General features: G+C 65.5%; 20 protein-coding genes. 10 read left to right on the top strand and 10 right to left on the bottom strand.

The genetic code is table 11. From position 1 onward, the window contains the following. Position 1: 1 nt before the first annotated feature. From O0K41_RS00660 to O0K41_RS00640, 5 genes are all read right to left on the bottom strand, one after another. Complete coding sequence (locus tag O0K41_RS00660) at positions 2-1,261, bottom strand: cyclopropane-fatty-acyl-phospholipid synthase family protein (RefSeq protein WP_164221295.1); 1,260 nt, start codon at positions 1,259-1,261, stop codon at positions 2-4. Continuing rightward, the gene (locus O0K41_RS00655; RefSeq protein ID WP_099473153.1) at positions 1,258-2,025 is read right to left on the bottom strand and encodes a DUF1365 domain-containing protein; all 768 of its coding nucleotides are present in this window, start codon (positions 2,023-2,025) and stop codon (positions 1,258-1,260) included. The genes O0K41_RS00660 and O0K41_RS00655 overlap by 4 nt, the downstream gene beginning before the upstream one ends. Continuing rightward, positions 2,022-3,299 (bottom strand): FAD-dependent oxidoreductase, encoded by a 1,278-nt coding sequence (locus O0K41_RS00650; RefSeq protein WP_164221293.1) that lies wholly within the window; start codon positions 3,297-3,299, stop codon positions 2,022-2,024. The genes O0K41_RS00655 and O0K41_RS00650 overlap by 4 nt, the downstream gene beginning before the upstream one ends. Position 3,300: 1 nt before the next feature. Next, entirely contained in the window at positions 3,301-4,251 is a 951-nt protein-coding gene (locus O0K41_RS00645; RefSeq protein WP_164221291.1) for an acyl-CoA desaturase, read from the bottom strand. 80 nt (positions 4,252-4,331) lie between these two features. Beyond that, a complete protein-coding gene (locus O0K41_RS00640; protein ID WP_164221288.1) occupies positions 4,332-5,099 on the bottom strand; it encodes a hypothetical protein in 768 nt (255 codons plus the stop codon). A 134-nt stretch (positions 5,100-5,233) separates the two neighbouring features. Here O0K41_RS00640 and O0K41_RS00635 point away from each other — a divergent pair, with 134 nt between their 5' ends. From O0K41_RS00635 to O0K41_RS00625, 3 genes are read left to right on the top strand one after another with little or no spacing between them, the layout of a single operon-like run. After that, positions 5,234-5,857: a sigma-70 family RNA polymerase sigma factor gene (locus O0K41_RS00635; protein WP_308304416.1), complete on the top strand. Its 624-nt coding sequence runs from the start codon at positions 5,234-5,236 to the stop codon at positions 5,855-5,857. After that, on the top strand, positions 5,854-6,528 hold the full coding sequence (locus O0K41_RS00630; protein WP_164221287.1) for a ChrR family anti-sigma-E factor: 675 nt from the start codon (positions 5,854-5,856) through the stop codon (positions 6,526-6,528). The genes O0K41_RS00635 and O0K41_RS00630 overlap by 4 nt, the downstream gene beginning before the upstream one ends. An 11-nt stretch (positions 6,529-6,539) precedes the next feature. Further along, the gene (locus O0K41_RS00625; RefSeq protein ID WP_164221285.1) at positions 6,540-7,232 is read left to right on the top strand and encodes an oxidoreductase; all 693 of its coding nucleotides are present in this window, start codon (positions 6,540-6,542) and stop codon (positions 7,230-7,232) included. Between the two features lie 2 nt (positions 7,233-7,234). Here O0K41_RS00625 and O0K41_RS00620 read toward each other — a convergent pair whose 3' ends face one another. The 3 genes from O0K41_RS00620 to O0K41_RS00610 are packed head-to-tail and all read right to left on the bottom strand — an operon-like array spanning position 7,235 to position 12,331. Further along, positions 7,235-9,634, bottom strand: coding sequence for a response regulator (locus tag O0K41_RS00620; RefSeq protein ID WP_308304415.1), 2,400 nt, complete (start codon positions 9,632-9,634; stop codon positions 7,235-7,237). Then, positions 9,627-10,097, bottom strand: a complete 471-nt coding sequence (locus O0K41_RS00615) for a response regulator (protein ID WP_005409633.1) — start codon at positions 10,095-10,097, stop codon at positions 9,627-9,629. Before O0K41_RS00615 ends, O0K41_RS00620 begins: the two co-directional genes overlap by 8 nt. Next, positions 10,094-12,331, bottom strand: a complete 2,238-nt coding sequence (locus O0K41_RS00610) for an ATP-binding protein (protein WP_197592015.1) — start codon at positions 12,329-12,331, stop codon at positions 10,094-10,096. The genes O0K41_RS00615 and O0K41_RS00610 overlap by 4 nt, the downstream gene beginning before the upstream one ends. A gap of 250 nt (positions 12,332-12,581) precedes the next feature. Here O0K41_RS00610 and O0K41_RS00605 point away from each other — a divergent pair, with 250 nt between their 5' ends. Further along, positions 12,582-12,875 (top strand): hypothetical protein, encoded by a 294-nt coding sequence (locus O0K41_RS00605; RefSeq protein WP_033835164.1) that lies wholly within the window; start codon positions 12,582-12,584, stop codon positions 12,873-12,875. 10 nt (positions 12,876-12,885) lie between these two features. Here O0K41_RS00605 and O0K41_RS00600 read toward each other — a convergent pair whose 3' ends face one another. Beyond that, a complete protein-coding gene (locus O0K41_RS00600) occupies positions 12,886-13,371 on the bottom strand; it encodes a TspO/MBR family protein (RefSeq protein WP_099605745.1) in 486 nt (161 codons plus the stop codon). A 72-nt stretch (positions 13,372-13,443) separates the two neighbouring features. After that, positions 13,444-15,639: a hypothetical protein gene (locus O0K41_RS00595; protein ID WP_164221279.1), complete on the bottom strand. Its 2,196-nt coding sequence runs from the start codon at positions 15,637-15,639 to the stop codon at positions 13,444-13,446. Between the two features lie 133 nt (positions 15,640-15,772). On the opposite strand from O0K41_RS00595, the gene O0K41_RS00590 reads away from it, so the two are divergent. From O0K41_RS00590 to O0K41_RS00565, 6 genes are all read left to right on the top strand, one after another. Beyond that, entirely contained in the window at positions 15,773-16,252 is a 480-nt protein-coding gene (locus O0K41_RS00590) for a GNAT family N-acetyltransferase (RefSeq protein WP_049450222.1), read from the top strand. 245 nt (positions 16,253-16,497) lie between these two features. Further along, the gene (locus tag O0K41_RS00585) at positions 16,498-19,422 is read left to right on the top strand and encodes a winged helix-turn-helix domain-containing protein (RefSeq protein ID WP_164221277.1); all 2,925 of its coding nucleotides are present in this window, start codon (positions 16,498-16,500) and stop codon (positions 19,420-19,422) included. Between the two features lie 563 nt (positions 19,423-19,985). Beyond that, positions 19,986-20,831: an EAL domain-containing protein gene (locus O0K41_RS00580; protein WP_053090773.1), complete on the top strand. Its 846-nt coding sequence runs from the start codon at positions 19,986-19,988 to the stop codon at positions 20,829-20,831. Continuing rightward, on the top strand, positions 20,824-21,183 hold the full coding sequence (locus O0K41_RS00575) for a hypothetical protein (protein WP_049450219.1): 360 nt from the start codon (positions 20,824-20,826) through the stop codon (positions 21,181-21,183). Before O0K41_RS00580 ends, O0K41_RS00575 begins: the two co-directional genes overlap by 8 nt. 6 nt (positions 21,184-21,189) lie before the next feature. Then, positions 21,190-22,002 (top strand): EAL domain-containing protein, encoded by an 813-nt coding sequence (locus tag O0K41_RS00570; protein WP_152904891.1) that lies wholly within the window; start codon positions 21,190-21,192, stop codon positions 22,000-22,002. Between the two features lie 1,172 nt (positions 22,003-23,174). Next, on the top strand, positions 23,175-25,208 hold the full coding sequence (locus O0K41_RS00565; RefSeq protein ID WP_164221275.1) for a prolyl oligopeptidase family serine peptidase: 2,034 nt from the start codon (positions 23,175-23,177) through the stop codon (positions 25,206-25,208). The last annotated feature ends 20 nt before the right edge of the window (positions 25,209-25,228 follow it).

Here is a 25,228-nt window from a genome sequence, read left to right as displayed (position 1 = left end):
GTCAGTGGCTGTCGGTCGCAGCGAAAATGTGCCGGTGGTCCGGACGGGCCAGCAGCAGATGCGAGACGCCGATCGAACGTTCCAGGAAGCCACCCTCGCAATAGGCCAGGTAGAATTCCCACAGTCGGCAGAAGCGCGCGTCAAAACCCTGCGCCTGCACTGCCGGCAGCTGGGCCAGGAAACGTTGGCGCCAGGCGCGAAGGGTCAATGCGTAGGAGTGGCCGAAATCCTGCTGGGCGATCAGCTGCAGGTCGCTGGAGCGCGTTTTGGCGGCCATGATCGCGTTGATCGATGGGATGAAGCTGCCCGGGAATACATAGCGCTTGATGTAATCGACGCTGTGCCGGGCCTGTTCGTAGCGGTGGTCCTCGATGGTGATGGCCTGCAGCAGGGCAACGCCATCAGGCTTGAGCAGGCGCTGCAGCGTGGCCATGTAGGTGTCCAGGTATTCGGCGCCAATCGCTTCGATCATCTCGATCGACACCAGCTTGTCGAACTGGCCCTGCAGGTCGCGGTAGTCCTGCATCAGCAGCGTGACCTGGTCCTGCAGGCCCGCCTCCCGTACGCGCCGGGCGGCCAGCGCATGCTGTTCTGCAGAGATGGTGGTGGTCGTGACATGGCAGCCGTAGTGCCGGGCGGCATGGACCGCGAAACCACCCCAGCCGGTGCCGATTTCCACCACGCGGTCGCCGGGTTTGAGCTGCAGCTGCTGGCAGATGCGGTCCAGCTTGCGCCGCGAGGCCGATTCCAGCGGTTCGGACTCACTGGCGAACAACGCCGACGAGTACATCAGGTCCGGCGACAGGAACAGGGCAAAGAAATCGTTGCCCAGGTCATAGTGCGCGGCGATGTTGCGGCGGCTGCCCTCACGGCTGTTGCGGCGCAGGCGGTTCCAGCCCCGCAGCAGCCAGCCACCCACGCGGGCCGGGCCACGCTCCATGCCGTCCAGCAGGTCGCGATTGCGTACCAGCAGCCGGATCAGTGCCACCAGATCATCACAGTGCCATTCGCCCTGGATGTAGCTTTCACCTGCGCCCACACTGCCTTGCGCTGCAACCTTGCGATAGAACCCCGGGTCATCGATGGTGACGGTGACATGCAGTTCGCCACGGGCATCGCCCAGCCAGACCTCGCCCAATGCGTCACGTACGCACAGGCGACCGTCGCGCATGGGGGCAAGCTGGGCCAGCAGGCGGCGGCGCAGGAGCGCATCCAGGGCGCCGGGGCGCGGCAGGGCGACCAGAGGGGTCATCGAGTTCATCGTGGTTTCTCGGCAAGAGCAGGGTGGTCGTACACGGGGTTGCGTTTCATCCACAGCCGAAGTGCATGCCAGTGGATGGCGGCCACCACTTGGGTGGTCATCAGCGGATAGCAGGCCAGCACCCGGGCCAGCCCACGGCCGTTCAAGGCATGTCGCTGCATGGCCTGGGTGGCATCAAACTGGCGCACCCCGTCGCGCCAGACCTGCATGTGCACGCGCAGGTCCTGGTCCGGTCGGTTGAAGCGCCAGTCGTAGCGGCAATCCATCGGCATGAACGGCGAGACATGGAAGCGCTTGTCGAACTGCCAACGCAATGACGCCCCTTCGTGGAGCGCCGTGGCAACCGGCAGCACATAGGCGTGCCGTTCCTTCCAGGGGGTATTGGTGATCTCGGCCACGATGCAGTCCAGCGTGCTGCCGTCGGCCTGGTAGCAGTAGTAGAAGCTGACCGGGTTGAAGACATGCCCGGCGAAGCGGAGATGGGTGAGCAGGCGCACCGGACCGGCTGGCCGGTAGCCAAGCGTGCCTGCAGCGTGGTCGCGTACCGCATCGGCCAGCGGCCGCGCGGGATCACCGAAGTAGTCGCTGCGGCGGAACTCGGCCAGGTTGCGGCGATTGACCGACCACAACCAGCGCCCGGCGAACACCGTGTCGAGTTCATCCAGGTCGAGCAGCAGCTGCGCGATGCGGTAACGGAATGCATGCGGATGCGGATGATGTCGGCGATGCATCACCTGCCCGATGTAGAGCGCGCTGGCACTCATGCCGCCACCTCATCCGAGGTCGATACGTTCCGATGCGGAGCGCAGGCCTGCAGGGCATCGACCACGTGGCGGGCACTACGGATGCCATCCTCGTGGAATCCCCAGCCCCAATAGGCGCCTGCAAACCATGTGTGGCGGCGGCCCTGCAGTTCCGCCCAGCGCTGCTGTGCGCGCACTGCAGCGTGGTCGTGTACCGGGTGCGCGTAATGCAGGGTCCGCAGCACCTTGGCCGGATCGATTGCCTCGCTGCGGTTGAGGGTCACTACCAGGGGGATGTCGCCCGGCAGGCCCTGCAGCAGGTTCATGCAGTAGCTGACCGTGCAGGGCGCCGCGCGATCCTGTGGTACGTGCGCGTTCCAGGCCGCCCACGCCTTGCGGTTGCGCGGCAGCAACGATGCATCGGTATGCAGCACCGCCTCGTTGGACTGATAGCGGATGGCGCCGAGGACCTCACGCTCGATGGCATCTGCGTCGGCAAGCAACGCCAGTGCCTGGTCGCTGTGGCAGGCCAGGATCACTTCGTCGAAGGCCTCCACGCCGGCGCTGCTGTGCACGCGTGCACCCCAGGGCATGCGCTCGACCCTGCTGACCGGACATTGGAGCCGCTCATGCACGCGCCAGCGGCGACGCAGCGCATCCACGTAGCGCGTCGATCCCCCGCTGACCACCCGCCAGCTTGGCCGCCCGGTCATCTGCAGCATCTGGTGGTTGGCCATGAACTGGGCCAAGTAGCGCGCCGGGAACGCCTGCACGGTGGCCGTCGGCGAGGACCACAGCGCCGAGGCCATCGGCAGCAGGTGCTCGTCGATGAACGCCTCGCCATAGCGCTGGCTGCGCAGGTAATCACCGAGCGTGGGCCCGTCTTCTTCGGCCAGCAGCAACGGCGCGTCGCGATAGAACCGGCGCAGGTCGGCCAGCATGCCCCAGAAGCGCGGCGATACCAGGTTGCGGCGCTGGCAGAACAGCCCATCCAGCGAGGTGGCGTTGTACTCCACGCCGCTGCGCTCGCTGTGCATGGAGAAACTCATCGTGGTCGGTTGCGAGGCCACGCCCAACTCGTCGAACAGCGCCGACAGCAAGGGATAGTGCTGGGGGTTGAAGACGATGAAACCGGTATCCACCGCCATGCCTCGGCCCGCCACCTGCACGTCGTGGGTATGGGTGTGGCCGCCGAGGTAATCGTTGGCCTCGAACAGCGTGACGTCGTGCTGGCCATCCAGCCACCAGGCACTGGCCAGCCCCGCGATACCCGAGCCGATGACCGCGATGCGCATCTCAGTACCTCGCCTTGGCCAGAACCCACTCGGGGATGGGCTTGAGCCCTTTGACCAGGCCCAGCGCCGCCATCGCGCGCAGTCCGTACCAGGTCAGGTCCACCTCCCACCAGCGGAAGCCCTGGCGCACGGTGCCGGGGAAAAAGTGATGGTTGTTGTGCCAGCCCTCACCGAAGGTGAGCAGCGCCAGCCACAGGTTGTTGCGGCTGTCGTCGCGGGTCTCGAAGCGGCGGCGGCCGAAACGGTGGGCCAGCGAATTGATGGTGACGGTGGCGTGGAACAGCACGATGGTGGAGATGAAGAAGCCCCACACCAGCAACTGCGGGCCCGCGGTGTGCAGGCCGGGTGCCCAGCGTTCCAGTGCTGCACCCAATGCATACAGTCCGATGGCCAGCAGTACGGGAATGGCGGTATCGAAACGGTCGAGCCAGCGCAGTTCGGGGAAGCGCGCCAGGTCAGGTACCCGCGACAGATCGGTGGCGAATGCCTCGCGGGTGAGGAACCAGCCCATGTGGCTGCGCCAGAAACCGCCTTCGCGCGGCGAATGCGGGTCCTGCGGCTGGTCGGCATGCCGATGGTGGTGGCGATGATGGGCGGCCCACCACAGCGGACCGCGCTGCACGCTGGACGCGCCGATGACCGCGAACACGAACTGCACCGGACGCGATGCCTGGAAGGTGCGGTGCGAGAAGTAGCGGTGATAGAACGCCGTGATGGCGAACATGCGCACGGCGTAGAGCGCCGTGGCCACGACGACCGCCGTCCATGACACGCCCACCCAGATCACCGCGATGCAGGCCAGGTGCATCAGTGCAAAGGGTACCGCGCGCACCCAGTCGATGCGTCCTGGCTGTTCGCCGGTGGTCTCTGTGGCGTTGCTGGTATCCACCCACCGATGCAACGTACGCAGCAGGCGCCAGCGTCGACGGGGGAGGGGCGCTACAGAGGCCATGGCGGATCTCGGCGGGTGTCGTGTCTTCCTTTACGCAGCAGGGTGCGCAATGGATGCGCCACTTCGAACTGAATTTCGCTTCACCTGGGCGTCACGGCGCAACGCTCGGCCAGGGGCTGCGCCCACGCCTGTTGCCAGTCACCTGCCGGTCGCTCGGCAGCTGGCGACCGGAAGCGTACCGTCACCTGCGGATAAGTGCCGCGCGCATCGCGCAGGTTGCTGGTGCCGCGGAACTCCAGCAGGCGACGGTCGGCCGTGGCGTAGACCAGGGCCAGGCGCGGCGCGATGCCGCCGTACCAGGTGTCCAGGCTGACCTCGATGGCCTGGGCGTCGATGCCCTGCCAGCGTACCGGGCCGATGCGCCGCACCTGCACCGGGAAGTAGCGCTTGCGTGCAGGCACCAGGAACGGCAGTGTGATGCGCTCGCCGCGCAGCAGCGCCGGCCAGTGCAGGCGTACTGCGGCATCAAACCCCGCATCGATCACCGCGTCCGCCGGCTGTTCAAGCCGGCGCCTGCGCAGCTCACTGGCGGCATCCTCCTTCCATGCAATCGACACCGAGTCGCCAGCGGCGTCGACCTCGGCGGTCTGGCCGCTGCGGCGGTCCTCCAGCGAATATCCCCGTGCCTGTGGGCGGGCGCTGGCGGGCAGATGCTTGCGGGCGAAGGGTTGGCCATCCGGGCACTGGTACAGCACCCAGCGCTCGGCGCCCTCCGTTGCCTCGCGTCGCCAGTGCACTTCACGGTAGAGGAGGTCGCCCTGCGCGGAGGTGGCCACGCCCTCGCTTCGCAACCAGGGTGCCGCCAGCACGGCTTGGGGCAGGCACAGCAGCAGCCAGGCAGTGCGCATGGGTCTTCATCCGGAAGAGGAGGGTCCAGGTCATACGGCGGGGGCGGCCGGTTGGATGCGTCGTGCCGGCTGCATCCAATTGCTGCCCCTGCGCGTACAGAGGACAGACCTTCACCCGCCCGCCGCGAACCCGGATGTACCCTGACGCCGCCAGCACACTCCTCAACTTCGATAGCGCACGCACCGTGTCCAGTTCCCAGCAGCCGAGCAGCGAGCCGACGAACTGGGCCGGTGACATGGACGGCGTGGCGCGCCTGCGCGACCGCGACTGTTTCATGCGGATCTATGACTACTTCATGCCGCGGCTGTGCGTGTACCTGCGCGGCCTGGGTGCACCCGACGGCGTCGCCGAGGAACTGGCCCAGGAATGCCTGCTGCGCCTGTGGCTGCGGGCCGCCGACTACTACGCAGCCCAAGGCGCCCTCAGTACGTGGCTGTACCGGATTGCGCGAAACCTGCATATCGATCGCATCCGTCGCGAGCGCAGCTGGATGCAGGTGCAGGCAGCGGTGGAGGACGCTGCCACACTGGATGTGATCGAGCGCAGCAGTGCCGAGCAGTTCGCCGACCAGGCGCGTCTGCGCCAGCGCATCAACGAACTGCCCGCAGTACAGGCGCGGCTGGTGCGGATGTCCTATTTCGAGGCCAAGAGCCACAGCGAGATCGCAGAGGCGCTGGGCATGCCGCTGGGAACGGTCAAATCGCACCTGCGCCGCGCCTTTCTGCAGCTTCAGGCCAAAGTGGGAGGTGCGCTGTGAACCCGCACCACCATCTGCACGAATCGACCCTGATGAGCTATGCCGCCGGCGCGCTGCCGGCGCCGTTGAGCATCGTCGCCGGTGCCCATCTGGAGCAGTGCCCGCATTGCCGTCAGCGCCTGCGCGACGCCGAAGCGATCGGCTCGGTGCTGCTGGAGCAGACCCAGCCACCTGCAGCGGAGACGCGACGCGAACAACTGCGCGAGGCAATGCTGATGCAGCTGGCCACGGAGGCGCCGGTGCCCATGGCTGGGGTCGCACGCCCCGTGCCGAAGGAGCGCCCTGAGGCCAATCCGGACCATCTGCCTGCATCGCTGCATCCGTACTTCGGCGCCTCGCTCAGCGACCTGCGTTGGCGCTGGATGGCGCCGGGCGTGCACTGCATCCGTGCAGAGCAGATGCCTTCGCTGATCATGCTGAAGATCGCCCCGGGCAAATGCCTGCCCATGCACAGCCATGGCCGCAGCGAACTGACCCAGATCCTGCGGGGTTCGTACAATGATGCGCTGGGGTTGTTCGCGCCGGGCGACATGGCAGATCTGGACGAAGACGTGGAGCATCAACCGGTGACCGCGCCCGGTGTCCCCTGCATCTGCGTGTCAGCGCTGGATGCGCCGCTGGTGTTCAGTGGCTGGCTGGCGCGGAAGATCCAGCGTTTCGTGAAACTCTAGCGGGGACGAGGATGGCCGGGACGGGCGCATTACGGATTCTGTTGACCGGTGCCGCAGGCCTGGTCGGGCAGGGTGTGGCGCTGGCCTGCCAACGCTCACCACAGGTGTCCCGCCTGACAGCGCTGGTCCGCCACCCGGGAAGTCTGAGCGGCGCCGGCAGCGAACTGATCGTTCCGGACTTCCTGCGCATGCAGGACCGGTCGGATGAACTGGCCGGGTTCGATGCCTGCTTCTACTGTGCCGGGGCGCCACCTGTTGGCACGGCAGAGGCCGAGTACCGACGCGTGACCCTGGACACCACCCTGGCGGTGGCCCGTGCCTGGGCGGCTGCGAATCCCGAAGGGTGCTTTCTGTATGTATCCGGTGCCGGCGCGGACCCTCGGAGCCGGCTGATGCCGTTGAGGATCAAGGGCGAGACTGAGGTCGCATTGCACGGCCTGCCGGTGCGCACCGTGATGCTGCGCCCGGGCGGTGTCAGGCCGGTCCCGGGCACCGGCACCCGTCATGCCCTGTTGAAGCCCCTGTACTGGGGCGGTGCGCCGTTGATGAAGCTGGCCAGCGCGATTGCGCCATCGCTGATGACCAGCAATCTGGCTCTCGGTCAGGCGATGATTGCACTGGCCGGCAGGGAGCATCCGCCGGCCACGGTGGAGTGCGCGGACATCAACCGGATCGCCGCTGGCCTAGGCGATCCGGCCTCCTGAGCTCAGTGCGGCGCGGCCTCCAGCGCAGTGCGTACCGCCAGCGCCAAGTCACTTCGCGTAAACGGCTTCGGCAGCAGGGCAACCGCGCGTCCCTGGCTGCCCGCCTGATCGTGGTCACGTGGATAGCCCGACGTGAACAGGACGGCGACTTCCGGCCAGCGTTCGCGGACTTGACGGACCAGCTCCCAGCCCAACATGCCGGGCATCACCACGTCCGAGAACAGCAGGTCCACCCTGGTGTCGGGGCGCTCCAGCAACCGTAGCGCGGAGGGGCCATCGTGGGCTTCCAGCACGCGGTAGCCGAGCAGCCGCAGCGAATCCACCGTGTAGGCGCGGACATCGTCGTTGTCCTCGGTCACCAGAATGGTTTCCTCGCGCGGCGAGTAGCCGGCCAGGCCGGTCTGCGGGGTGCGTGTTTCGCGGGGCAGGGTCAGCGGCGAGCGCGGAAACATCATGGTAATGCTCGTGCCGCCGCCTTCCACCGAATCGATCAGCACGTGGCCGCCGGACTGCTTGACGAACCCATGCACCATCGACAGTCCCAGCCCGGTGCCGCGGCCGACCTGCTTGGTGGTGAAGAACGGTTCGAACACCCGGGCCAGGGTGGCCGCGTCCATGCCATGGCCGTTGTCGCGCACCCGCAACATCACGTACTGGCCTGGTGTTGCATCCGGGAACAGGGCGGCGTAGTCGTGGTCGAGGTGGCTGTTGTCGACCTCGATCACCAACCGCCCGCCGTGCGGCATCGCATCGCGGGCATTCACCGCCAGGTTCAGTACGGAGGCCTCCAGCTGGCTGATGTCGATCTCCACGCACCAGATGTCCTCGGCGCTGCGGATCTCCAGCTGCACCAGCTCACCCAGTGCACGCTGCAGCATGTCGTGCATGTCCAGCAGGCGCTCGTGGAGGTTGGCGGCCTGGCTGTGCAGCGGCTGGCGTCGGGCAAACGCCAGCAGGCGCTGGGTCAGGCTGGCGGCACGTCCGACACCCTTCAGCGCGTTGTCCAGCGCCCGGCTGACCATCGCGCCGGCTTCGCCCGCGCGCTCGTTCAGCAGCATGGCGTGCTCGACGTTGCCGGAGATGACCGTCAGGATGTTGTTGAAATCATGCGCGATGCCGCCGGTGAGCTGGCCGACCGCCTCGATCTTCTGTGATTGGCGCAGTGCATGTTCGGCCTGGAGGCGCGCCGTCGTTTCCACGGCCTCGGAGACCACGGCGGTGACCACGCCTTCGGCATCCAGCAGCGGGCGGAAAGAAAAATCGAAGCTGCGCGGCCCGGTCGGGAGTTCCAGCTCCAATGAATGCAGCGAACTCCGGCCCTGCACGGTTGCAGCGACGGCCCGATCGATCAGCGCGCCGATGCCATCGGTTGTGGCGAACCAGAGCGATTCACCGAAGCGTTGGCCAACCACGTCCTTCTTTTCCGCCAGCACTGCGGCCAGTGACGCGTCATTGGCATCCACCACGCGCCCGGACAGATCCAGCAGCATCTGATGCTGGAAGCTGGATTCGAAGATCGCCTGCAGGCGCCGTTTGCTGGCGCGCAACTCGGCCGTGCGCGCCTGCACCTGCTGCTCGAGCAGCTGATTGTCCTCGCGCAGGGCCAGCTCGGCCTGTTTCAGCTGCGAGACGTCGCTACCCAGGCAGATGTAGCCGGCCACGCTGCCGTCGGCCGCATGCTCAGGCACGCAGTCCATCTGCACGAATCGTGATTGGCCGCTGCGGTGCACCAGTTCGACCTGGAAGCTGGTGCGTTCGCCCTGCAGCACCCGTTCCAGGCTCGGCAGGGCGTGTTCGAAGGCGGAAATGCCGCTGACCTCGCGCGCTGTCCGGCCCAGCAACTCGGCCAGGCTGAATCCATGCCAGTCCAGGAACGCCTTGTTGGCGAACCGGTAGCGATGCGCGTTGTCGAGCTGGGCGATCAGCGCGGGTACGGCATCCGTCACCTGCTGCAGCTGCGCCTGGCTCTCATTCAGCGCAGCCTGCGCATGAAGCAGCTGGTTGCGCTCATGGGCTTCCTGGCGGGCGCGACGGATCGCATCCGGCAGGCGCTGCAGCCGCTGCTTGACTACATAATCGCGCGCGCCACGGGTCAGCGCCTGCACCGCCAGCTCTTCGGTCAGCGTGCCGGAGACGAAGATGAAAGGGGTCTGCGGAATCCGCTCGCGTGCCAGTGCGAGGGCCGCATCGCCATCGAATCCGGGCAGCACATGGTCGGCGAGGATCACGTCGAACGCACGGCTGTCGATGGCCTCGATGAACGCGTTGCGGGTCCACAGGCGCTCGGCCTCGAAATCGAGGCCGGCACGCTGCAGCTGTGCGGTGATCAGCTCCGCATCAAGCGCGCTGTCCTCCAGCATGAGGATGCGCAGGCGCTCGTTGCGGCGCGATCCATCACGCATTGTTGTGCTGCCCCGAGCCATTGGGCCGATGCGGTGGTGGCTGGTTGGTGATGCCCCAGAACATGCCCAGCCCCTGGATGGCGTCGAAGAATTCCTTGAAGTCGACCGGCTTGACCACGAAGGCATTCACGCCCAGTTCGTAACTGCGCACGAGATCCTGTTCTTCACGCGAGGAGGTCAACATCACCACCGGCGTGCTGCTCAGCTGCGGGTCGCCACGCACCTGTTCCAGCACCTCCAGGCCATTGACCTTGGGCAGCTTCAGGTCCAGCAGCACCACCACCGGGCCGCCGTGCATGGCGCCGGCGAACTTGCCTTCGCAGCGCAGGTAATCCAGCGCTTCGGCGCCGTCGCGTACATGGATGACATCGTTCAACAGCTGGCAGCGCGCAAGCGCGGCCATCGTCAGCTCTGCATCCTTGGGGCTGTCCTCTACCAAGAGGATCGGCCGCAGGTCCCTCATGGGTGTTCTCCTGTGAAGCGGGGTAGGGTGAAATGGATCGTGGCGCCCTTGCCGGGCTCGCCCTCGGCCCAGGTACGGCCGCCATGGCGGCCGATGATCCGGCGGACATTGGCCAGGCCGATGCCGGTGCCTTCGAACTCTTCGACGTGGTGCAGGCGCTGGAACACGCCGAACAGCTTGTCCACGTAGCGCATGTCGAAGCCGCAGCCGTTGTCGCGCACGAAGAAGTGGTCTTCGTCGTCGTTTCGCTCGTGACCAACCTCGATCACCGCGTGTTCGCGCTCGCGGGTGAACTTGATCGCGTTGGCCAGCAGGTTCTGCCATACCAGGCGCAGCATTGTGGGATCGGCCTCGACCTCCGGCAGCGGTGCGAGCGTCCACTGCACGTCGCGGCCGGCGTAGTCCAGGGCCAGGCTCCGGCGCACATCCTCGGCCAGCGCGGTCATGTCCAGCCGCACACGCCCCAGCGTGGAGCGCCCCATCTGCGAGAAGCTGAGCAGGTCATCCACCAGTGTTCCGGCGGACTTGGCCGATTCCACGATCGTGTCCAGGAATCGGCGCTCGGTATCGTTCAGGCGCTCGCCCGCCGAGCTGCCCAGCAGTTCGGAGTAACCGACAATGTGACGGAACGGAGCGCGCAGGTCGTGGCTGACCGAATAGGAGAAGGCTTCCAGTTCCTTGTTGCTGCGGAGCAGCTGCTCGTTCAGTTCGGCCATTTCCTCGGCCTTGCGCAACACGATATCGACGATGGCCGTGCGCATCTCGTGTGCCGCGTCGCAGTCAGCGTCGCTCCACGGCAGGCTGCGCTGCTGCACGGTCTCCTTCCAGGCCTCGAACGAGTTGCGCGGGGACAGCGCCACGCCCGGTGCTGCTTCCTTGCGGGGATCGCCACCCCATCGCACGGTGCGCACCACTTCCGGGCGGAACCACATCAGGTAACTGTCATGCAGCTGCGAAATGGACACCGCCAGCAGGCCGCTGGCGACGTCGGCCAGGTGCGCGGCAGGCGACCAGTCGGCTGCCAGGTGATCGGTGCAGTAGGTTTCCTGGCCGGCCTGCTGCGTGGCCAGCCAGTTCGCCAGGGCCAGCACGTCGCTGGAGGAAGGGCACTGGCCAACACGCAGGCAATCGCCCTTGTGCACGATCGCCGCGCCGGCCGCGCCGGTCAGCGACAGCAGGCTGGCCTCGTCCTGGCGCAGGGCCGCCATGAAGTCCTCGTCGCCGGCCATGCGACCCAGTAGCTTGACCAGTATGGAACGACGGGCAACGCGCTCTTCGATCGCACGCGCACGCTCCTTCAACGCAATCTGCAGCGACAGGATCTGGCCCATGAACTCGCAGGCAGTGCGCACGTGGTAGGGCAGGCGGCGTGGCTGCACGGTGTGGCAGGACACCAGGCCCCACAAGCGGCCTTCATGCACCAGCGATACCGACATCGACGCGCCGGTACCCATGTTGCGCATGTAGTGCAGGTGCACCGGCGAGACGCTGCGCAGCACCGCCATGCTCAGGTCGGTGGGCGGCGCGTCGCGTTGATCCTCGGCCCGCATCAGCGGGGCCGGGGTGTAGCTGTTGTCCGCGATCAGGCGTACCCGGTTGCGGCGGTAGAGTTCGCGCGCCTGTGCTGGAATATCCGATTCGGGGAAGCGCAGGTCCAGGTAGGACGGCAACAGGCCGTTGCCATCCTCGGCCACCACGATGCCGTTCCAGCCAGCATCGAACTGGTAGACCAGGGTGCGGTCGAAGCCGGTGAGCCCGCGCATGTGCGCGGCAGCCAGCTGGCAGAGGTCTTCCACGGTGCTGGCCGACTCGATGCCGGCCATCAGATCGCGGATGGCCGGATACAGCTCTTCCAGCGAGCCGGGCTGGCCCGGAACCGGTGCTTCCAGCTCGACCAGCAGATCGGTGGCGGAACGGTGCACCAGCAGCTGATGCCGGCCGTGGCCATCCAGATGCACGGCACCGACATGGGCACTGCTGCCGATCACGGCCTGCTGGAACAAGCCCTGGAACGGCGCCAGCACGCCGCCGAACACCTCACTGACGTGCCGCATCAACGGTTCGCCGAACTGCTGCAGCAGCCCGGGCGGGCTTATGGCGCGCTCGCGCACCTGCAGGGACTGCGGTTCAACGACCAGAAGCACACCATAGGGCTGGATCGCGCCGGGGGTGTGGATCGGTTCGCGCGCGCAACTGGACAAGGCAGTGTCGTGCGCGGACTCAGCAGAAGGCATCAAGGGCGGGACTCATCATTCGTGGATGGCTGGAAGGCCCAGTGGTACATCCGGTACCCATCAATGGTGAAGCAAAATCGTGCATTCGCCTACCAGTGTATGCGTATGAAGCGTGCTTCTGTCCAAGCTGAATTCTTCATGTAGGGACGAGGTCGAGCACTTGAGGTTTTCGCGAAGAATACATCTACGCTGCACATCAGCTCGACAGATCATTGCCTAGAGTGGATCCACTTCCCTGAGCGACCGCCCCGTGAACCTGCAGCCCGCGCCCCTGTCCCCGTACCGCATGCTGGCTGACAGCTGCCAGTTTGAACTGCTGGATGTGGACGCGCTGCAGGACCCGGCCAGTGGCCGGCTGCTGCACCTGTATTCGCTGGTTGCCCGCTGCCTGTCCTGCGAGACGATCTTCAAGGCCGAAGAAGGGCAGGGCCTGGTCAGCCATACTGCGGCGCGGGTGGTGCGATGCCCTACCGGCTGCGGGCAGCAGGCGTTCAAGCCGGCCCTGCTGCGGACCTGGCGCCCGCAGGCCGTTGCCCAGGCGTAAGCGGCGGAGATCACAGCAGCCCGGGATTGGCTCGCCATACCGGGAAGTTGAGCGCCGAGGCGAACGAGATCCAGGCCAGATAGGGAAGCAGCAGCGCCGCCGCAGTCGGACGGATGCGCGCAAACGCGACGATCGCTGCGCAAACCAGCGCAATCAATACAAGAATGTCAACGAAGGCCAGGGCGCCCAGCTTCCAGCCGAAGAACAGCCAGCTCCACAGCGCATTGACGGCAAGCTGCACCAGGTAGAGCATCAGCGCGGGTCGTGCCCCGCGCCAGCCGCGTTCGCGCCACACCAGCCACGCGGCAATCGCCATCATGGCGTAGAGCAGGGTCCACACCGGACCAAAGACACTGGCCGGTGGTGCCCACGGGGGAAGATCGAGGGTGGCGTAGAAGCTGGCTGCGGATGTCGACGCCCACGCGCCCAGGGCGGCCGCGACGAAGGTGATCGCCACCCATCCCAGCAGCCCGAAAACCTGCGAACTCCGCTTCATACCGTACAGCTCCCTGATGCGCATGATCCGGTATACGCGCAGAGGCCGCGAATGGATGCAGGTCGCGGGCCTTCAGTCTGAAGATCCGGCGGCAGACGATCCCTGACCTGCTGGCAGCAGGGAAGGCCGTTGATCAAACCACTCGCGCGCCCTGGCCAGATGCCATTGGCGCTGATCGCCGTCCAGCTCGATGCCCGCACCCAGCAGCCCCCACCGGAGATAGAGATCACCGCGTTTGCGCTGTTCCAGCAGATCCAGCCGCGCGCGTACCGACAGCCGATCGTTCTCGGCCTGCAGGCCATCGATGACCAGATGGCCAGGGCGCCAGCGCAGCGTCGCCTGTGCCTGTACCTGTCCGGAATCCAGCAGCGACAAGGTCCAGCGCGGGTAGTCGGTGCGTTCTGCGAACAGCGCCAGCAACGGTCGCGCATCGCTGAGGTCCAGGTCCGTGGTGGCATCAACCTGGAACGGAGACTGCGCATCGATACGGCCACGCTTGAAGGCGACGCGGCCTTTCCATGCCGTCGAGCCCTGCGTGTCCGCCACCTGCACGTTGCGCAGCTCGACCGTGGTACCGGACAGATCGAAATGACGCTGGTTGAAGTCACCGCGGCGCAGCGTTGCGTTCACGTCGATATCGCCGCCCATGTCCAACCCTGCCACCTTTGCACTGGCGTTGCGCCCCAACAGCCGGGCCGTGCCATGGCCGACGCGCCCGTCGGTGTCGAGGGTCGCATCACCGCTCACGGTGCCGGTGCCACGGAGCAGCCGCACCTGCGGTGAGCCGAGGTAGCGGTTGTAGGCGGTCAGATCAGGGATGGTGGCTTCGCTGAAGCGCAGCTGCGCGCGGACGCCTTTGCGCAGTTCCTGCAGGCGGCCATCGCCGGTCAGGTTCAGGGCCAGATCCCGGCCGTCGAACAGGCGCACGTCCCTGGCATCGGTTGGCCGCGCAGTGAATCGCGGCAGCCGGACGGCCAGCTGGGCATGGCCGGGGCTGCCGGCCTTCAACTCGCCATGGGCGCTGGCCGTGCCCGCCAGGCGTACGCCGGCGACTTCGGCCACGGCCTCGGCAGCCGGGATGTCAACGGTGCTGCCTTCGATCAGTTCGCCATTGCGCAGGCGCAGATCGGCTTTCAGCGTGCCGCCGCCGTCCAGTTGCAGCCACGGCTTGCGGACGAACAGGGCAGGGATCCAGTTGAGCGAGGTGAACGTCCATTCGCCGCGCACTGTGCCAGAGCTGCGTTCCAGCAGCTGTGCGGGCTGCTGGAAGGGAATGTCCCGGCCACTGATATGCAGATCGGCATCCACCTCGCTGCCTGAACCGGGCTTTGGCGGCAGGCGGGCCTGCAGGCGCAGGTCCTTGGCTACATTGAGCTGCAGTGCCAGCATGCCGCGATCGGGGGCGCCATCGCCCAGATGGAGCGGCACCTGCCACAGCGCGTGGTCGCCGGGCTGCAGCTGGCTATCGATCAGGTGGAGCGCCAACTGCAGGCGCCCGGGCACGGGCGCGCTGGAGATCTTCGGCGTTGTGGCATCGGTGTCCATGCGCAGGCCCTGGCTGCGGGCGTCCACCTCGAGCTGGGCATGCAGCAGCTTCAACTTGGCCAGGCCGGGCGCCTGGTCCCGATAATGGCGCGGATAGCTGAAGCGCGCGGTGAGATCCATGTCGCCCAACAGCTGCACGCCGTCATAGCTGGTGTCTGCCTTGCTGAACGAGACCTCGGAATCGAACAGTTCGGATGGGCCGCCACGCAGCTGCTTCAGGAACCCCACGGTACCCTGGCCCTTGCCGATGATCAGCAGCTTGCCGAAGCGTGCGCTGCGGATGCTGTCGCTGTGGATGGCGTCGAAACGCAAGGTCCAGCCCTGGTCGCTGCGCGGCGGTGAAGGGATGGCCTCTTCGACGCGGCTGATCTCGGCGGAAACTCCGGTGGCCTGCAGCCTTGGCACCCGCACCTCGCGCTGGAACAGGGGCAGCACCGCCAATCGGGCGCTGGCGCGGTCTGCATGCAACACGTAGACGGTGTGGTTCACGTGGCCGCGCATGTGCACGTTCCAGGCGATCACGTGGCCGGGCAACAGCGTAATGGCCGGCCCAGTGGTCATTACGAACTTGTGCGGCTTGCGGTTGGTGACCTGGTCGAACAGGGGCGTGTTGAGGAAGATGTTGCCGGCCAGCAGATACAGCAGGTAGATGCCCAGCAGGACGTAGGCAGGAACGCGCCATCGACGAAGCCGGTGCGGGATGTGCGCGGAAACAGGGGGCATCTACTGCTCAAAAGGTTGGAATTTCCGCAACTATTACGGAGCGGATGGCGGTGGCGCGTGAAGCAGCTACGGGGCCGGAGCTCGATTCTGGTAGTGTGCGGCCTGGTCATGACCACAGATCTGCAGGAGACGCATGGAGATCCGGCCCGCCCGCGCAGGCGATTTCGACGTGATGTGGGGCATGTTCAAGACGGCCATTGCGACTCAGGATGCGCTGCCCTTTGCCGGCTCTTTCGCCGTCGAGACGTTTCGCGCGCATTGGTTCCAGGCCCAGGCGCCTCATGTAGCTGTGCTGGAGGGCCGGGTGGTGGGCATGTACAAGATGGGCCCGAACTTCCCTGATCTGGGGGCGCATGTGGCCAGCGCCACGTATGTGGTGGATGCGCCGGCACAAGGGCAAGGCGTGGGCCGGGCGCTGGTGGAACACAGCCTGGAGCGGGCGAGGGCGGAAGGATTCCTGGCCATGCAGTTCAATTACGTGGTCAGTACCAACGGCCCGGCGGTGGCGCTGTACCGGAAGCTGGGGTTCGACGTGGTCGGGACGTTACCGAAGGCGTTCCGGCATGGAACCCTAGGCCTGGTGGATGTCTTTGTGATGCACAGGTTTCTGTAGCCCGCTCGCGACGGGTACTGACAGGGCGCACGGGGTGGTGGCAGATTGAGGAGCATGGCAACTGAAGGGCTTCGCTTGCCAGACCGGGGGGGGTGCCTGGGACAGTTGCATGAGACCTTCAATCGGCGTCACATTCTCACCACTGGCGCGGCCTTGGGTAAGGCTGCGCCAGCCCTCGATCCACCAGGAGAGCCCCGCTTGATCCCATCGTGCTGCCATATATCCCTACCAGGCAGGGGCTCCAGATGAGCACGCCATGGCCCATGGGTACGCAGGCGCTGCAGGTTGGAGATCTGCTGATCGATCTCCGCTTTCGCCGCATCGTTTCCGCCGAGGGCAGCGTTGAGCTGCAGCACCGGATCTTTGATCTGTTGTTGCTGTTGATCTCCGAGCCGGACCGGTTGTTCACCCGGCAGGAGCTGTTTGATCGGCTCTGGGCGGGGCTGGTGGTGGATGATGCCAACCTGTCACAGAGCATCTGGTTGCTGCGCAAGGCGCTGGGCGAATCTCGCCGGGAGTGGATCCGCACGGTGGCCAAGCGCGGCTATGTGTTCCAGCCACCGGGCCCCGTGCAGTGGTTTGATTCGATGCCCCCGGTCAGCGATCCTGCGCAGATCGAGGCAGCATCTGATCCAGAGGCCGCCGTCCACGCGGCGGAGGCCAACAGCGTTACCGAAGCGGTTCCGGAAGCCGACCACGATGCCGATGCGGCGCCGGCCAACGCCGATGGCGATGTTGGCCCGGTAGCGGCCGAGGCCCCTTCAGCACCAGCGACCCCCGAAGAACCCGGCGTTGCACCACTTGTGCCGCGTCGCCGCAGGCATCTATGGGTGACGGCAGCGGCGGCGCTGCTTGTGGTTGTTGCCGGCCTGGCACTGTGGACCTTCTGGCCACGTACGGATTCCCCGGTGACGGTGGCCTTGATGCCATTGCAGTCCAATGCCGGCGCTGATGTACCTTGGGCGTCGGAACTACTGGTCCAATGGAGCAGCTGGAAACTGCAGCAGCTCCCCGAGGTGCAGCTGCTGAATGGCGAGGATCTGGCGCAGGGCAAGGCCTTGCCCCCCCCTCACGTGGTGTTGCTCAGTGCGGTGCGCAGCGCCGATGGCAAGCATGTTGTATTGCGTGCCCGCGTTCAGCGGAAGGGCCGCGACCAGATGCTGGAGAGGGAGGTTGCCTTGGCCGAAGCGCCTGCGGCGATTGATGCGTTGTCACGGGAGCTGGTCACTCTATTCGTGCCTGGGCCGGCAGATCGTTGGCCGGCACTGGAAGTGGACAGCACCAGCGCCCAGCAGTATGCCGTGGCTGCAGCCGCCTTCGACCGGGGCGACTGGCGCGGTGTGCAGCAGGCGGCAAAGGAGGTCTTGGCCGGTGCACCACGTTTCGGCCTCATGCACCTTCAGCTGGCCATCGCCCAGTCCAACCTGGGCGAGAACCTGGAGGCGGTGCGACACATGGAGTTGGCGCGCACGCTGCTGGCGCCGTTGCCCGGCAACGCGGCTCGTTCGCTGGAAGCGCGCCAGCTGGAGATGGATCCCAGGCGGGCGCGCGACGCGGAAACAGCCCTGAAGGACCTGCTTCAGTCGTACCCGGCACATGCGCCCTATCAGCGCCGGTATGTGCGGCTGTTGATCGAGACCGGACAGTTCCGCAAGGCCATCTCCCAGCTGGGAGCCCCGACGGTGGTGGCGGATACTTCCGTGACAGCGCGTTACCAGCGCGCCGTCGCCTTTGCTGATGCCTATTACGGGCTTGGCGAGTTTGAGCGTTCGCGCGAAGCCGCCGCTTCCGCACAGGCCATCGCCGAGGCAGCGGGCGAGGGCATGCGTGCACAGGCAGCCGAAGCGGCGCTCCAGGGAGCACGGGCAATCGCCACGATGGAGCCAGCCAAGGGGGAATCGGCCTACCAGCATGCCGCGCAGTTGCTGCAACAGGCGGGTATACCGCGATATGCAGAGTACGCCGAGGTGCTGGCGATCGTGCATGCGGGCCAGGCGGCCCATGACAATACGATGGTTGCGACTGCACTGAAGCGCGCCATGCGCAGCGGCGATCTCGGTCTGGCGGCAGATATCCAGGTGACCCTGGCCAATCTCAGCACTGATGCTGAAAGTCGCCTGCGCTGGCTGGGTGAGGCCCTGCAGACAGCGCAGTCGCTCGGAAACCTGAACCTTCAAGGCCAGCTGGAGATCGAGTTGGCCCTGGAGGATCTCCATTCGCTGCAGTTGACCCAAGCCGAGACGAGAGCCAGGCAGATGCAGGCGCTGGGCCTGGAAGGGATTGCCGGTATTCGCGGCAACATCCTGGTCTCGCGCGTCTTCGAGATGCAAGGGCGCCTGCGTGACGCTGAACAGGCTGGGCGTTTGGCGCTGCAGGCTTCGCCCGCCGTCGCAGAGGGCGGGAACCCCGACCGTTCCAATGCCGCGTGCCAGCTTCTGCGGATCACGACCCTGCTGGGTTCCGGTGGCGATCCAGAAGCACGTGCTGGATGCGGTGAGACGGATGACCCGAATTCACGCTTTATTGCCACGTTGGCCAAAGCCTGGGTGGCACTGCTGTCGAACGATTCCGCCTCGGCGCGGCAGCATTACGAAGCAGCCAGAGTGATGGTCTTCCGCGAACCGGGCCCGCAGACGGGGTGGGATCCGGCGCTGCCGATCAGGCGGATGCAGGTGGCGGCCCTGGCGCTGCGAGTGGGTGATCTGGATACAGCAGCGCGGCTGATGGGCGAGGTGCAGGCCGCTGACGCCCAAGGTGATCTGACACCGCTGGACCAGGCGTTACTGGCCGTGCTCGGTGCCGAGATTGAAGCCGTTCGTGGACAATGGGCGGACAGCCGCCGATGGGCCGACCGAGCACGTGAGCTGCTTCCAGGCAGCGAGCGCGAGTTGCGGCAACGCCTGGACCTGCTGCAGATTGCCGATGACCAGCATCACGGCCGGCGCGACCAGGCCTTGGCTCTGGCAAAGCGGCTCCAGACAGATGGCCGGCGTGAAGGTGACGTTCACCTGCAGCACCTGGTGGCCAGCCTGGTGCCTTCACTGGGCTCGGGCGACTTGCGTGACCGTGTTTCCCTACGCGGCGCGACGATGGCCTGGCTGTCCAGGGCAGAGCGGAAGGACGATGTTCGCCCGACCGTACAGCCGGTTCGCGAGGCTGCGGCTCAATAGAGAAAAAAATGAGGTGCCGGCAGATGCCGGCATCTGCCCTGCAGGGGACCCTTGGCGCATCCTCGCGGACCGTGAAGAAAACAGCATGTGCCTGCACGCTTGCATCGTCAGCCTGGTCCTTGCTGCCTCGGCCTGGTCAGCCGGTAAGCCGTTGCCCGCAGCCCGGCCAGATGACCATTGGTTGACGCCGGTCCCCGCGCCGGCAAGGGCCGGAGGCGCGCTGCCCCTGAAACGACGGCCCCCCGGCGCCCCTCCACTGCCCGAGCTGCAGCCGCGACGCGCCTTGATTCCGCCCCGGCCACAGCGAGCAGCTCAATCACCTTGCGTCCCGGTATCAAGCCCGGTGATCCGGAATGGGAAGGTTGTGCCGCGAGGGGTAGCCTTTCCTGCGTTGGATGCTACGCCCCCTAAACTGTGGCAGGACGGCCGCTGTGAAGGGGAGGGCATGCGTTAGACAAGGGCCGACGAGACAGAAAAGATCATTTGACATCATTTGAGCCAGAGGCAGAAGTCGCTGCGCCTGGATTTGCCGAGCATGGCCGCTCCCTACTGGAGTACCGGCCATGTCCAATCCCGCCGCATCCTTTCCCGGTCCGCAACCAACCCTTGAAGACCTGCTGCGGGCAATCGACAACGGCCAGCTGCACCTGCTTTACCAGCCCAAGCTGGACTGTTCGACCGGCCAGACGGTTGGAGCCGAAGCCCTTGTGCGCTGGGCTCACCCACGGCTGGGACTCATTCCCCCGGCCCAGTTCATCCAGATGGCTGAACAGGGCGGGGTGATCGATCGTCTGGGGCAATGGGTGCTGCGTGCCGCATGCCGCCAGCTCCGCCATTGGCGCGAGCGCGGCAACCTGCACTGGTCCGTGGCGGTGAACGTATCGCCACTGCAGCTGGAGTGCGCGCGCTTCGCCCAGCGTGTACTGAATTGCCTGGTCTGGTATGGCGTGCCCAGCGACCAGCTGGTGCTGGAGGTTACAGAGTCGACCGCCATCAAGGATGCCGACATCGCCCAAAGCCAGCTCGCGGCACTGGCGGCGGCCGGCGTCCAGATCTCGCTGGATGACTTCGGTACCGGCTTTTCCAGCCTTGCGCGATTGAGGCAGCTGCCATTGCGGGAATTGAAGATCGACCGTGCCTTTGTGGCTGCAGTGGATCGTAACGAGGTCGATCCGTCGATCATTGCCGCGATCATCGGCATTGCCAGTGCCCTGCAGTTGCGGGTGGTCGCCGAGGGGGTGGAGCGCGAGGAACAGTTGCAGGTCCTGCGGACGCTGGGCTGTCACCAGAGCCAGGGCTACCTGCACGCACCTCCCATCAGCGGCGAACTTTTCCTTGCTCGCTTTGGCAGGTGCTTCCTCCAGGCGCCGTCAACGCGGCCGCAGGTTGGGGAGGTGGCCTTTGGATGATCGCCTCTGTTCGCTGACCGACGCGCAGACGTTGCCCCTGTGCCACCTGCTGCTGCGCCAGTTCCGCGATGCCCGGCCAGGGGTGCGCGCAACACAGATCCTTTTGCCGCCCCACCCCTCGAACGCCATCCGGGATGAGTTCCAGCAACTGCGCCGGCGCGGCTGGCTCACGGTCATGGTACTGCGGGACCGCGAGGGTCAACGTTTCGGCGGGTGGGGCGTATCGCTCACTCCGATGGGCCGGATGGTGCTGGACGCGCTGGATCGCCAGGTGCCGACGGCTACGACTGTCGCGTCCCGTGGGGTCGAACGGGTTGATGGTGACCCGATCAGTGCTGGCTTCAACGGGTAAGCGGGCTTGAAAATCCAGATGTCGCCTACTCGTACCGAAGAACCATATGGCCTGATCACCCGTGGCGATCTACGCCGCTGCATCGACGCAGAGGAGCTGCAGCTCCACTATCAACCCGTAGTCGATCTTGTCGGTGGCGCGGTGTGTGGTGTCGAAGCCGTGCTGTGTTGGCAGCGCCGCCACTTGGACTGGCGGCAGCCCGACGCCTTTCTGGCATTGGTGACCGCGTCGGACCTGATGAAGCACCTGGACTACTGGGTGCTGGAAACCGCTGGGCAACAGATGGCGCGATGGCGGTCACAGGGCCTGGAATGGAATCTGTCGGTGCGCACCTCGTTGCAGAAGCTGAAACGGCCCTCCTATCGGCAGGCCCTTCTTCAGATGCTGGACGAGCAGCGCCTGCCACCCCGTCAGCTGACGCTGGTCTTCAATGCCGAGGAACTTTCAGACGACGCGGACCTGCGGCAACTGGCCTGGTTGTCTGCGCGGGGCGTCGTTTTCTCCATTGGAACTGTTGATCCTGGCTATATGGAACCGGCATGGCTGCTGCCCATGCCCATCCAGGAGATCAGGCTTGTCAGGCCCTATCACGACCGGGGCGGCCCGCATCGTGGAGAGCAGGCTCTGGCGTCGTTACTGGCGGCGGCCACAAGGCGGCATCTGCGCGTGGTGGCCACGGATGTCGGTACCCGCCAGGAGTTCCGGCAAAGCCAGGCACTTGGCATCGACCGCGGGCAGGGCAACTTCGTTTGCCCGCCTATGGCTGCGGATCTGCTGATAACACACCTTCTACGCACGGGCGCACTCAACGGTGCTTGACTGAGTTCCGTGCGTGGGGAACCCGATGCCAGCTTCCACACGCTCAATACGTCCATCCGCGCTGACTGCCGCTTGCCTGTCTCTCGCAGTGGCCAGGCGTCAGCTGGTTCTGTCTCTGCAGCCGCGGGTTGACTGTCGCACCCGCAGCGTATGCGGCGCCGAGGCCTCCCTGTACCTGCGTCACCCGCGCCTAGGGCGCCTTGCGCTGCAGCGCCACCGGCCATTGGCCGAACAAGCCGGGCTCGCGGTTGAGCTCGATCACTGGATGCTCGATGCCGCCTGTCGCCAACTCGAACAGTGCCGCGCAGAGGGTGCATCTGCGTGGACAATCTCGGTTCCGCTTTCGATGTCCACGTTGCAGGCCCCGGGCTTCCAAGGGCGGGTCTGCTCGGCACTGGGCCACAGCGGGCTGCCTGCGTCGCGTCTGATCCTGTGCTTGCCCAAGTCTGCGGCCCTTGCCGGTTCGGACGCCCACCGTCAGGCGTTCAGTCTGCTTGGAATGGGCGTGCAGCTTTCCATGGGCGAACCGGATGAGACTGACGCCGCGCTGGCTTGGCTGCCGTCTGCGCTACTGCACGAAATATCGATTCCCCGGTCTCTGATCTGCGCGTTGGATCGATGTGTGATCGCCCGTGCAACCGTTGCTTCGTTAATCAGTGAATGGCAGCGCGCCGGCTTACGCGTCTCCGCGGGAGGCGTGATCAGGGAGGAGCAACACATGCTCCTGGCTACGCTCGGATGCGACACAGCGCAGGGTGCACTCTACGGCCATCTGCCGTGGCGATAGATGCGGGTGTGCATCACCGCGCACTGTTGAAGGAACAACATCTGCGCAAATGAATGCTGCAACGCACAATTCATTGAGTTGAGGCTTTTTCCAGGGCGTTGGCACGCCGTCACTGCCGGTTTAGAGGCGCACCGATGTGGGCATGGCAACAATTCCCACATCGCGTGATCCGCATCACTTTTTGAGCCAGAACAACGGCAGTGACTTATGGCCTATCCGCACCGAGTAAATGCCCTGAGCACGACGTGCTGCAGTGATGGCGTGCGCCACTAATTCAGCCGCGAATAACGATTCTGAAACTTTTCATTGACGCCGCTTTCCTGCTGCCAGAAGGTCGTGCCGCCGCACTTCCACACGGCCACGTCATCGCATGGGGAGTTATGCAATGGAGCATCGTTCGTTTCGTACGTCACTGCTTGGCTTGGCAATGCTGTCGATCGTTCCAGCCGCCCACGCGGCGAAGCCGGTGCCGATCCCGATCGCGGATTTTGCGCGGTATCCCGCCATCCAGTCGGTGTCGATGAGCCCCGACGGAAAGCGCCTGGTGGCGCTGATTTCCTCGGCCGATGGCAGCCAGGAGCCCTCGCTGGCCAACTGGGATATGGATAACCTGGACGCAGGTCCGATCAGCATAACGCCCGCCGGCGAACGGATGAAGTTCATTGCCGCTTCGGCGTTGAAGGCGGAAAAGACGTTGGTGATTGCGCGACAGGAGTGGACAGGCCGCCTCGGGAACTGCGGCGAAGGCAATGCCACCGGCGCCACAAAGACCTTCATCACCAAAGCCTACATCACCGACGCCAAGCAGACGTCCTTCGACGAAGCGTTCGCGAGCAATGTCCGCAAGGCAGGCGTCAGCGAAGAAAGGCAGCGCTGTGCGGAAATCTCCGGCAGTGCAGGACTGGTTCACATGCTGCCTCTCGAACCTGATCATGTGCTGGTCATGCAGGTCAATCAGTCGACACTGAGCGCGGACTGCTTCCGCTACAACCTGAAAACGGGCGCCACCGAACTGGTGGTCCGGTCCGATGATCAAACATCGCCAGGGCTGTTCCATCCGCGCACCGGCGAGCTGCTGAGCCGCACGTCGATCAAACCCTCGGGAAGCAACGAGTTCGACTACCAGATTCTGATCAAGGACCGCGCCAGTGGCCAGTTTGTTGTCCATGACGCGTTGACCACCAAGCTCAGCGAGCGCTTTGCGATGCACATCGACGGCATCGATGAGGCATCGGGAAAGCTGTATGTACTCACCGACAGATTCTCAGATCATGTCCAGGCATGGGCGTATGACCCCACTACGAAGGCGTTTGACAAGGAGCCGCTGGCGGCCCACCCGAACTTCTCCATCGCCGGACTCATCCTGGACAGGCGCAGCGCAAGCTTCAACTCGATTCTGGGCTTTGTCGTGGATGCCGAGCGCGCGGAGGCCGTCTACATCGAGCCGCGCCTGAAGGCGCTTCATGAAGGATTGAAGCAAACTTATCCCGGGCAGAGCGTGACGCTGCAGAGCTACAACGATGACCTGTCGAAGGTGCTGTTCCAGACTGACAGCGCTGGTCATCCGGTGGCCCATCATGTGCTGGTGGATGGCAGAAAGGTCACCACGCTAGGCAATGAGCACCCATGGATCGACCCTAACCGGATCGGTACGCAGCGCTGGGTGAGCTACCGCGCACGCGATGGCCTCGAGATTCCTGCCATCCTCGATCTGCCTGTCGGCTGGAAGGAAGGCGATCCGGCGTTGCCGGCCCTCATCCACCCGCATGGAGGCCCCTGGCACAGGGACCGCACAGGCTGGGACCCGACCGGATGGGTTCCCTTCCTGACCTCGCGGGGCTATGCCGTATTGCGCCCGCAGTACCGCGGAAGCGCGGATCTGGGTCGCAGCCTGCTGCTGGCTGGTGATCGCCAATGGGGCGAGCGAATGCAGGATGACAAGGACGACGGCGCGGCCTGGTTGGTATCGCAGGGTATTGCTGCCAGGGACAGGATTGCGATCTTCGGCTACTCCTATGGCGGCTTCGCGGCGGCCGCAGCGGTGGTGCGCAGCCCTTCGCCTTACCAGTGCGCGATCTCCGGCGCGCCGGTGACCGACCTCGCACGCCTGGGTAATCGCTGGGGCAGTACGCGGGAGACGCGCGTGATGCAGGGGCAGACTGTCAAGGGCATGGATCCCATGCGCAACACCGAAAGGGCAGCGCTACCTGTGCTTTTGTATGTGGGCGACCGCGATGTACGCACGCCTGCGTTCCACGCGCGATCCTTCCACAACGCGGTGAAAGACCGGGTCGCCTCTCGCCTGGAGATCATTCCGGACATGCCGCATTCAATGCCTTGGTATCCCCGGCACATCGAGGCCAGCCTCGGCCTGATCGAAAGCTATCTCAAGAACGACTGCGGTCCGGGCGGGCTGTAACCGTCCATCTCTTTCTGCTG

The sequence above is a fragment of the Stenotrophomonas sp. Sm2128 genome (assembly GCF_030985535.1).
Taxonomy (GTDB): domain Bacteria; phylum Pseudomonadota; class Gammaproteobacteria; order Xanthomonadales; family Xanthomonadaceae; genus Stenotrophomonas; species Stenotrophomonas maltophilia.
This window is presented reverse-complemented; position numbering and strand designations above follow the sequence as displayed.

What these genes read in the sequence shown, in the direction of transcription:
- O0K41_RS00615 (WP_005409633.1), bottom strand. Translation starts at nt 10,097, where the DNA reads ATGAGGGACCTGCGGCCGATCCTCTTGGTAGAGGACAGCCCCAAGGAT.
- O0K41_RS00635 (WP_308304416.1), top strand. Translation starts at nt 5,234, where the DNA reads ATGTACCCTGACGCCGCCAGCACACTCCTCAACTTCGATAGCGCACGC.
- O0K41_RS00645 (WP_164221291.1), bottom strand. Translation starts at nt 4,251, where the DNA reads ATGGCCTCTGTAGCGCCCCTCCCCCGTCGACGCTGGCGCCTGCTGCGT.
- O0K41_RS00655 (WP_099473153.1), bottom strand. Translation starts at nt 2,025, where the DNA reads ATGAGTGCCAGCGCGCTCTACATCGGGCAGGTGATGCATCGCCGACAT.
- O0K41_RS00595 (WP_164221279.1), bottom strand. Translation starts at nt 15,639, where the DNA reads ATGCCCCCTGTTTCCGCGCACATCCCGCACCGGCTTCGTCGATGGCGC.
- O0K41_RS00590 (WP_049450222.1), top strand. Translation starts at nt 15,773, where the DNA reads ATGGAGATCCGGCCCGCCCGCGCAGGCGATTTCGACGTGATGTGGGGC.
- O0K41_RS00580 (WP_053090773.1), top strand. Translation starts at nt 19,986, where the DNA reads ATGTCCAATCCCGCCGCATCCTTTCCCGGTCCGCAACCAACCCTTGAA.
- O0K41_RS00565 (WP_164221275.1), top strand. Translation starts at nt 23,175, where the DNA reads ATGGAGCATCGTTCGTTTCGTACGTCACTGCTTGGCTTGGCAATGCTG.
- O0K41_RS00625 (WP_164221285.1), top strand. Translation starts at nt 6,540, where the DNA reads ATGGCCGGGACGGGCGCATTACGGATTCTGTTGACCGGTGCCGCAGGC.
- O0K41_RS00650 (WP_164221293.1), bottom strand. Translation starts at nt 3,299, where the DNA reads ATGCGCATCGCGGTCATCGGCTCGGGTATCGCGGGGCTGGCCAGTGCC.
- O0K41_RS00660 (WP_164221295.1), bottom strand. Translation starts at nt 1,261, where the DNA reads ATGAACTCGATGACCCCTCTGGTCGCCCTGCCGCGCCCCGGCGCCCTG.
- O0K41_RS00620 (WP_308304415.1), bottom strand. Translation starts at nt 9,634, where the DNA reads ATGCGTGATGGATCGCGCCGCAACGAGCGCCTGCGCATCCTCATGCTG.
- O0K41_RS00640 (WP_164221288.1), bottom strand. Translation starts at nt 5,099, where the DNA reads ATGCGCACTGCCTGGCTGCTGCTGTGCCTGCCCCAAGCCGTGCTGGCG.
- O0K41_RS00600 (WP_099605745.1), bottom strand. Translation starts at nt 13,371, where the DNA reads ATGAAGCGGAGTTCGCAGGTTTTCGGGCTGCTGGGATGGGTGGCGATC.
- O0K41_RS00585 (WP_164221277.1), top strand. Translation starts at nt 16,498, where the DNA reads ATGAGCACGCCATGGCCCATGGGTACGCAGGCGCTGCAGGTTGGAGAT.
- O0K41_RS00610 (WP_197592015.1), bottom strand. Translation starts at nt 12,331, where the DNA reads ATGCCTTCTGCTGAGTCCGCGCACGACACTGCCTTGTCCAGTTGCGCG.